The organism is Saccharopolyspora montiporae (genome assembly GCF_015209505.1).
Taxonomy (GTDB): domain Bacteria; phylum Actinomycetota; class Actinomycetes; order Mycobacteriales; family Pseudonocardiaceae; genus Saccharopolyspora; species Saccharopolyspora montiporae.
Genome location: NZ_JADEYC010000012.1, coordinates 154,260 through 162,139, shown reverse-complemented (window position 1 = coordinate 162,139; position 7,880 = coordinate 154,260). Strand labels below are relative to the sequence as shown.

The 7,880-nt window shown below is 70.5% G+C and carries 6 protein-coding genes; 3 read left to right on the top strand and 3 right to left on the bottom strand.

The annotated features are described in order from the left end of the window. Positions 1-247: 247 nt before the first annotated feature. Positions 248-949 carry an IclR family transcriptional regulator gene (locus tag IQ251_RS08240; RefSeq protein WP_193927869.1) on the bottom strand — a complete coding sequence of 234 codons (702 nt, stop codon included), beginning with the start codon at positions 947-949 and terminating at the stop codon, positions 248-250. A 90-nt stretch (positions 950-1,039) separates the two neighbouring features. Between IQ251_RS08240 and leuC the strand changes: the two genes are divergently transcribed. The 3 genes from leuC (at position 1,040) to IQ251_RS08225 (ending at position 4,187) form a co-directional block, all read left to right on the top strand. After that, positions 1,040-2,443: a 3-isopropylmalate dehydratase large subunit gene (gene leuC / locus IQ251_RS08235; protein ID WP_193927868.1), complete on the top strand. Its 1,404-nt coding sequence runs from the start codon at positions 1,040-1,042 to the stop codon at positions 2,441-2,443. A 157-nt stretch (positions 2,444-2,600) separates the two neighbouring features. Then, positions 2,601-3,203 (top strand): 3-isopropylmalate dehydratase small subunit, encoded by a 603-nt coding sequence (gene leuD, locus IQ251_RS08230; protein WP_193927867.1) that lies wholly within the window; start codon positions 2,601-2,603, stop codon positions 3,201-3,203. Positions 3,204-3,434: 231 nt separating this feature from the next. Then, complete coding sequence (locus tag IQ251_RS08225; RefSeq protein ID WP_193927866.1) at positions 3,435-4,187, top strand: HU family DNA-binding protein; 753 nt, start codon at positions 3,435-3,437, stop codon at positions 4,185-4,187. A 455-nt stretch (positions 4,188-4,642) separates the two neighbouring features. On the opposite strand, the gene IQ251_RS08220 is transcribed toward IQ251_RS08225, so the two are convergent. Both IQ251_RS08220 and IQ251_RS08215 read right to left on the bottom strand, forming a co-directional pair. Then, positions 4,643-5,611 (bottom strand): NUDIX hydrolase, encoded by a 969-nt coding sequence (locus IQ251_RS08220; protein ID WP_193927895.1) that lies wholly within the window; start codon positions 5,609-5,611, stop codon positions 4,643-4,645. Between the two features lie 82 nt (positions 5,612-5,693). Then, positions 5,694-7,868: an RNA degradosome polyphosphate kinase gene (locus IQ251_RS08215; RefSeq protein ID WP_193927865.1), complete on the bottom strand. Its 2,175-nt coding sequence runs from the start codon at positions 7,866-7,868 to the stop codon at positions 5,694-5,696. Positions 7,869-7,880: the final 12 nt, after the last annotated feature.

Genomic DNA, 7,880 nt, shown 5'->3' with positions numbered 1-7,880 from the left:
GGTAACGCGGGTTCGAATCCCGTCGGGACTACGCAACGCGAAACCGGCGCTCGCACATCGTGCGGGCGCCGGTTTTTTCGCGCCGGGATCGTCCGGATCATCGCGCGGGACGCCGGTGCCCAGCGCGGCACGATCGAGAAGAGGTGGTGCCGCGGGGCTTCGCAGCCAGGATGCCCGCGGCGGCGGGGCCGGAACCGGTTCGGCACCGGCCCCAAGTGCGTGCTCCCGTCGCAGCCGCTGTGCTGCGCTACATGTGGCTCTGCAGCGAATTCGCCGCCGCCAGCAGGTCCGCGGCCCATTTCGCGCCGGGGCGCCGGCCCATCCGGTCCACCGGGCCGGATACCGAGATCGCCGCCGCCACGTTGCCGCCCGCATCGCGGACCGGCGCCGAGACGCTGGCCACACCGGGCTCCCGCTCGGCGACGCTCTGCGCCCAGCCGCGCCTGCGCACCTCCAGCAGCGTTCGCTCGCCGAAGACCGCCTCGGCGAGCACGGCGCGCTGCGTCGCGGGATCCGCCCACGCCGCGAGCACCTTCGCGCCCGAACCCGCCGACATCGACAGCGCGGTGCCGACCGGCACGGTGTCCCGCAGGCCGCTGGGCGGCTCGGCGGTGGCGATGCACAGCCGCTGCATCCCGTCCCGGCGGTACAGCTGCACGCTCTCCCCGGTGGCGTCCCGCAACTTGGGCAGGTCCGTCGCAGCGGCCTCCAGGAGCGGGTCGACCGTTCCGCCCGCGAACTCGGCCAGGGCGGAGCCGGGGCGCCACCTGCCGTCCGAGCCGCGGCGCAGCAGGCGGTGCACTTCCAGGCCGACCGCGAGCCGATGCGCGGTGGCCCGCGGCAGGTCCGTGCGGCTGCACAGTTCCGCCAGGCCGCACGGCTCCGTGGCGACCGCCTGCAACACGGCCACTGCCTTGTCCAATACTCCGATACCGCTATGCTGTCCCACGAACCGATACTAACTTCTCGGAATCTGAGAAGTCCACTCTCTGGGAGCGGCCCGGCTCCGGGTCGCTCGACATCTCGACGGGGAGCAGCGATGGGAAAGACGCTCGCGGAGAAGGTCTGGGATGCGCACATCGTGCGCAACGGCGAGGGCCAGGAGCCCGACCTGCTCTACATCGATCTCCACCTGGTGCACGAAGTCACCAGTCCGCAGGCCTTCGAAGGCCTGCGGTTGGCCGGTCGCCCGGTCCGGCGGCCCGATCTGACCCTGGCCACCGAGGACCACAACGTGCCCACCACGGGCGTCGATCTGCCGATCGCCGACCCGGTCTCGCGCACCCAGGTCGACACGCTGCGCAAGAACTGCGAGGAGTTCGGCGTCCGGCTGCACCCGATGGGCGATAGCGAGCAGGGCATCGTGCACGTCGTCGGTCCGCAGCTCGGCCTGACCCAGCCCGGTGCCACCGTGGTCTGCGGGGACAGTCACACCTCCACGCACGGTGCGTTCGGCGCGCTGGCTTTCGGCATCGGCACCTCGGAGGTCGAGCACGTGCTGGCCACCCAGACGCTGCCGCTGAACCCGTTCAAGACGATGGCCATCAACATCGATGGCACGCTCAAACCCGGTGTGACGAGCAAGGACGTGATCCTGGCCGTCATCGCCGAGATCGGGACCGGCGGCGGGCAGGGCTACGTGCTGGAGTACCGCGGCGAAGCGATCCGGCAGCTGTCGATGGAAGCGCGGATGACGATCTGCAACATGTCCATCGAAGCCGGTGCTCGCGCGGGCATGATCGCGCCCGACGAAACGACTTTCGAGTACCTCAAGGGGCGCTCGCACGCGCCGGAGGGCTCCGACTGGGACGCGGCGGTGGAGTACTGGAAGACCCTGCGCACCGACTCGGATGCCGTCTTCGACGCCGAAGTCACCATCGACGCCGACGAACTCAGCCCGTTCGTCACCTGGGGCACCAACCCGGGGCAGGGACTGCCGCTCGGGGCCGACGTGCCCGATCCGGAGCGCATCGCCGACGAAGGCGCCCGCGCCGCGGCCGAGAAGGCGCTCGCGTACATGGACCTCGCGCCGGGTACTCCGCTGCGCGATGTGCGGATCGACACGGTCTTCCTCGGGTCGTGCACGAACGGCCGCATCGAGGACCTGCGCGCGGCGGCGGAAGTGCTGCGCGGCAAGCGGATCTCCGGTGATGTGCGGATGCTCGTGGTCCCCGGATCGATGAAGGTCCGTCGGCAGGCGGAGTCCGAGGGGCTGGACCGGGTTTTCTCGGACGCCGGCGCGGAATGGCGTTCGGCCGGTTGTTCGATGTGCCTGGGTATGAACCCGGACCAGCTGACGCCGGGGGAGCGGAGCGCGTCGACCTCGAACCGGAACTTCGAGGGCCGCCAGGGCAAGGGGGGACGGACGCACCTGGTTTCGCCGCTGGTGGCCGCGGCGACCGCAGTGCGGGGGACGCTCGCCGCGCCCGGCGATCTCGACTGAGGCACCGCCACAGCGCCTTTCGCGCTGCGCGGAGCGCCCGGTACCGCCGTCGGGGCGAATTCGCGGCCCCGGTCGGCCGCACTTCCGCGCAGAGCGCACGAACCCGAACTCCCGCCGTGCGCGGCGGGCAGCCGAACACCAGCCAGGAGCAGTGACGATGGAACCGTTCAAGACCCACACCGGGGTCGGGGTCCCGCTTCGCCGGTCCAACGTGGACACCGACCAGATCATCCCCGCCGTCTACCTCAAGCGCGTGGCCCGCACCGGCTTCGAGGACGCCCTGTTCTCGGCCTGGCGCTCCGACGACGACTTCGTGCTCAACCAGGAGCCCTTCCGCAACGGCAGCGTCCTGGTCGCCGGGCCGGACTTCGGCACCGGTTCTTCCCGCGAGCACGCCGTCTGGGCGCTGCACGACTACGGCTTCCGGGTGGTGATCTCCGCGCGATTCGCGGACATCTTCCGCGGCAACGCGGGCAAGCAGGGACTGCTCGCGGCGCAGTGCTCGCAGTCCGATGTGGAGCTGCTGTGGAAGTTGCTGGAGAACGAGCCCGGTACCGCCGTGACGGTGGACTTGGAGCAACGGACCGTGCACGCCAAGGACCTCACGGTGCCGTTCGAGGTCGACGACTACACCCGCTGGCGGCTGCTGGAGGGGCTCGACGACATCGGCCTGACCCTTCGGCACGCCGAGACGATCGACACTTTTGAGCAACGGCGCCCGACGTTCAAGCCCGTTGCGCTGAAGCCGTCGGCGGACTGACCGACCTCCCGCCCTGGAGCGGTTTTTCCCGCTGTGAAAGGGAAAAGCCGCTCCAGGCCGAAGAACTGAACAGTTGCTCCACAGCTGCGCGGACCCCCTTGGGCCGCCCCGATTAGCCCACGCCCCAACGAAAAAATGAGGCGTGGCGAATGGCATTTGTTTGTTCGGGGCTTTACCGTTGACATTGAGTCGGCCCAACGGGGCCGTTGTTATGTCCTGGGAGGGACTGAAGTGAACAAGGCCCAACTCATCGAGGCACTGGCAGAACGCCTCGGCGACAAGAAGACCGCCAGCCAGGCCGTCGAAAACGTCGTGGACATCATCGTCCGCAACGTCAACAAAGGCGAGAAGGTCAACATCACCGGCTTCGGGGTTTTCGAGAAGCGGGCCCGTGCCGCGCGCACCGCTCGCAACCCGCGCACCGGTGAGTCGGTGAAGGTCAAGAAGACCAACGTTCCGGCTTTCCGCGCCGGCACCCAGTTCAAGGAAGTCGTGGGCGGCCAGCGCAAGCTCCCGCGCGTTTCCTCCGCCAAGGCGGCCACCACGCGGGGTGCGACCACGCGCACGGCGGCGGGCACCCGCTCGAAGGCGACGACCACCGCTACCCGGTCCACCGCGACGAAGACCGCGGGAACCCGCAGCACGGCGACCAAGTCGGCCGGTACCACCAAGCGGGCGAGCACCGCCAAGGCGGCGCCGAAGACCGCGGCCAAGTCGACGACCAAGGCGTCCACCACCAAGGCCAGCACGTCGAAGGCCGGCACCGCCAAGACGAGCACCGCCAAGGCGAGCACGTCGAAGGCCGGCACCGCCAAGGCGGCGCCGAAGGCCAGCACTTCGAAGGCCAGCACGTCGAAGGCCAGCACCGCTAAGTCGGCGCCGAAGGCGGCGACCAAGTCCACCGCCAAGTCCACGACGGCCAAGAGCACCGCGCGTCCGGCCGCCAAGAAGGCGACCACCACGCGCAAGTCCACGAAGAAGTGAGCTCTCGACGCGGCAACGAGGACCGGTGGGCCGAGCGGGCGGCGTCCTGACCCCGAACGGGGCGGAGCCGCCCGCTCATGGCATCGGGCGCGAATCCGGTGCCGGCCCGAGAAGGCCACATCGTGCCGTGAAATCCCCGTGGAGCCGTTCGGCGGGTTGGGGCAAGGGATTTGCCCGCCGGCGGCGCACACCGCCCACACGGCACGACCAGAGCCCTGCACGGCGCCGGTCGGGCCCCGCACGGCGCACGGTCCTGCGCGGTGTCCGGGGCTCTGCACGGCGTCCGGGACGACCGCACCCGGGCGGCACCGGTCCAGCGGGTACCGGGCTCGCCGATCCGGGGCATCCGGCCCCGGTTTCGGTCCGCCGCCGCGCACGGCCGCGCGGCCCGGCGGCCGCGGTGGGCGCCCACCGGACGCGGCGTGGCCGGACGGCGACGGGTTCCGGGCGCGCGGTCAGTCCGCCGAGTCCTCGTCCGCGCCGGTGAGCGGGTCGGCGGTGTAATCGGCGGTCGCGAGGTGCAGACCGGGGCCGCTGCCGTTGACCGCCTCCCGGTCCCGGGTGAACGTCAGGGCCCACACGCTGCCCTTCTTGCTGGCCACATCACCCAGGTGCAGACCGCCCAGCCCGGCCGCGCGGGCGACGAGATCCGGGATCACCCCGCCCTGGCTGCAGACCACGGCGGGGCCGGTGCCCTCCGCGATGCGGAGCAGTCGGTCCAGTGCCGCCGCGGGATTCGCCCGGTAACTCTCCTCGGAAAGCGCCGGTTCCGCCGCAATGCCGATTCCGAGATCATCGGCCACCGGTGCGACCGTTTGTTCGCAGCGCACCCGCGGAGCCGAATACACCCGTTCCGGTCCGAACAACGGAAGCAGGGAATGCAGCGCGGCGCGCTGGCGCATTCCGGCCGGGCTCAACGGACGCATCGCGTCCTCGCCGTCCCATTCGGAACGACTGCCCGCTTTCGCGTGCCGCACCAGCAGCACCGTGGCCACATCGGCGGGCAGCCGGTTGAACGCGTCCAGCACCCGGGCATCCGGCGGGTAGCTGAGCATTTCCCGCGCGCGCGACGCGCTCACCCAGCGCAGTTCGTCCACTTCTTCGTTCGGCGCGAAAGAGCCGCCGACCGCCCGGGCCGCGAAGTAGTCCACCGCTTTGCCGGCCCGCCCGTCGCCCGCGGGAACCGTGTACCCCAAGCGCAGCAGGAACCGGGACAGCGCGCACCGGAAACCGGTCTCCTCGGCGACCTCGCGCACCGCGGCGTGCTGGGCCAGTTCGCCCGGATCGAGCTTGCCCTTGGGCAGGGACCAGTCGTCGTAGCGCGGGCGGTGCACCAGGGCGACCTCGATCGCGTCCGCGGCGGGCTGCGGTGCTGCACCGCGGTCCGCCCGGGGCCGCCAGAGCACGGCGCCCGCGGCGCGGATGGCGGTGCTGAGCTCGTCGCCGGTCGGTGCGGGCGTTTCCTGCCTGGGTTCTGCGGCCTGCGGCCGCTGCGCGGAATCCACGTCACGACACCTTCGCACCGTGCCTGCGGAGCAGCTCCACCTGGTGGTCGCGCACGCGTTCGCCCTCCCGCGGTGACGCCTCCCAGTCGCCCTTCGCGTTGAGCACCCAGCACCGGGTGAACGGATCCAGCGCGGAGTCCAGGATCGCCTCCAGCTGCGCCGTCAGCTTCGGGTCGGTGACCCGCACCTGGGTCTCGATGCGCCGGTCGAGGTTGCGGTGCATCATGTCCGCGCTGCCGACCCAGTGCTCGTCGGCGCCGACGAAGTGGAACACCCGCGAGTGCTCCAGGAACCGACCCAGGATCGAGCGCACTTCGATGTTGTCGCTGAGCCCGGCCACACCCGCTTTCAGCGCGCAGATCCCGCGCACCACGATCCGCACGGGCACGCCCGCCTGCGACGCGCGGTAGAGGGCGTCGATGATCTGTTCGTCCACCAGGCTGTTGAGCTTCATCCGGATCCCGCTGGGTTCGCCGACCCGCGCGTGCTCGATCTCGGCTTCCACCCGTTCCACGATGCCGTTGCGGATGCCCTGCGGCGACACGAGGATCCGCCGGTACTCGCCGTGCCGGGCGTACCCGGTGAGCACGTTGAACAGGTCGGTCAGGTCCGAGCCGACGTCCGGATCCGCGGTCAGCAGCCCGAGGTCCTCGTACATGCGTGCGGTCTTCGGGTTGTAGTTGCCGGTGCCCAAGTGGCAGTAGCGTCGGATCGTGGAGCCTTCCTGGCGCACCACGAGCGCGGTCTTGCAGTGCGTCTTGAGCCCCACCAGTCCGTAGACCACGTGCACCCCGGACTGCTCCAGGGCGCGGGCCCATTGGATGTTGGCCTGCTCGTCGAAGCGCGCCTTGAGCTCCACCAGCGCCACCACCTGCTTGCCCGCTTCGGCGGCGTCGATGAGCGCGTTGACGATCGGGGAATCGCCCGACGTGCGGTACAGCGTCTGCTTGATCGCCAGCACGCGGGGATCCGCGGCGGCGTGCTCGATGAACCGCTGCACCGTGGTGGAGAACGAATCGTAGGGGTGGTGCAGCAGCACGTCCTCCTCGCGCAGCGTGGCGAAGATGGACTGGGACAACTGGCCTTCCGCGAAAGCGGGGTGCGTGGCGGGCACGAACGGGGGCAGCTTGAGCTCCGGGCGCTGCAGCTTGTCCAGCTGGAACAGGCAGGACGGATCGAGCAGTCCCTTGACCTCGACCACGTCCCGGCGGTCCACCTCCAGCTCGCGCAGCAGCAGTTCGAGCATGTGCTCGGTCATGGTCTCGGTGATCTCCAGGCGCACCGGGGGGCCGAACCGGCGGCGGGCCAGCTCCCGCTCCATCGCCTGCAACAGGTCCTCGTCCCGGTCCTCCTCGACCTCCAGGTCCGCATTGCGGGTGACCCGGAAGATGTGGTGCTCGGTGACGTCCATGCCCGGGAACAGCTTGTCCAGGTGCGCGGCGATGAGGTCTTCCAGGGGCAGGAACGTGGCCTGCTCCTCGGCGCGGTCGTCCTCGACCCGGATCAGCCGCGCCACGTTGTCCGGGACCTTCACCCGCGCGAAGCGGCGCACCCCATCGTCCGGATCCGCGACGGTGACCGCGAGGTTCAGCGACAGCCCGGAGATGTACGGGAACGGGTGGGCCGGGTCGACGGCCAGCGGGGTCAGCACCGGGAAGACGTGGTCCTGGAAGTAGCTCGTCAGCCGCTCCTGCTCGAACGCGTCCAGCTGGTCCCAGTGCAGGACGCGGATGCCGTTGGCCGCCAGGACCGGAACGAGTTCGTCGAGGTAGACGTGGCCCAGCCGCTGCACCAGGTCCTGGTTGCGGGCCGAGATCCGGGCCAGCTGCTCGTGCGGGGTCAGGCCATCCGCGCTGCGCACGGACAGCCCGGTCTGCTCGCGGCGCTTCAGCCCGGCCACCCGCACCATGTAGAACTCGTCCAGGTTGGACGCGAAGATCGCCATGAAGCGGGCGCGTTCCAGCACCGGCTGCGAGCGGTCCTCGGCCACCGCGAGCACCCGGGCGTTGAAGTCGAGCCAGGACAGTTCGCGGTTGAGGTAGCGGTCCTCGGGCAGGTCGGTGCTGGCGGCGGCCCGGGTGACGGCCGGTGGCGCCGCCGGTATCCGCGTGCCGTCGGAGTTCTGCTCGGGCCCGAGATCGCTGGTTCCGGTGCTCACACGGCCATTGTCGCGCATCCCCGGCGGTCG